Consider the following 644-nt stretch of genomic DNA (forward strand, 5'->3'; position numbering starts at 1 on the left):
TCTGGAGTATAAGTATATGTGGTTCCAATACCATTTGTCGGTTCTTCCTCAAGTGTCCAACCATTAAAAGTGTAACCTTCTCGACTTGGTATAGGTAGTTGTGAACCGAACAAATAGTTGCTGTTTAATATACTAGAACCGCCATTTTCATCAAAAACAAGATTGTATGATTCAATTATCCATTTTGCATAAACGTTGATGATGTCACCATCGTTTCCTAGGTCAATAATGCTGAAGGTACCTGCATTTGAGAAAATTGAAGTCCCATCTGAATTTTTGTACCATCCCGAAAACGTAAATCCCGTTCTAATTGCTATTGGGAATGTTCCAGTAGTTCCATAAATTACAGTTAATTCAGTAGGTGTTACAGAATCACCACCATTAACATTAAATATAATAGTATATTCTTCTGCTCTCCATGTCGCATACATATTAACCGGTCCTTCAAACATTGATAAGTCTGGAGTTTGTAAATAATAATCACCAATTCCGTTATTTGAAATTTCTTCCAGAGCCCAACCTAAAAAGACATAATGACTACGTGTTGGAACCGGTAATAAACTATCATAATTATATAAGTCATTATTTACTATGGTCCCACCATTAACATCAAATATTAAAGAATGTGTGTTTATATTATAAGT

At 33.9% G+C, this 644-nt stretch carries 1 protein-coding gene; it reads right to left on the reverse strand.

The genetic code is table 11. The annotated features are described in order from the left end of the window. Window positions 1-644: InlB B-repeat-containing protein (locus tag IY230_RS04800; protein WP_196370274.1), on the reverse strand; the 644-nt coding region annotated here is incomplete at both ends.

Origin of the sequence: Acholeplasma laidlawii (assembly GCF_015709225.1) — a bacterium.
GTDB classification, from domain to species: domain Bacteria; phylum Bacillota_I; class Bacilli_A; order Acholeplasmatales; family Acholeplasmataceae; genus Acholeplasma; species Acholeplasma laidlawii_A.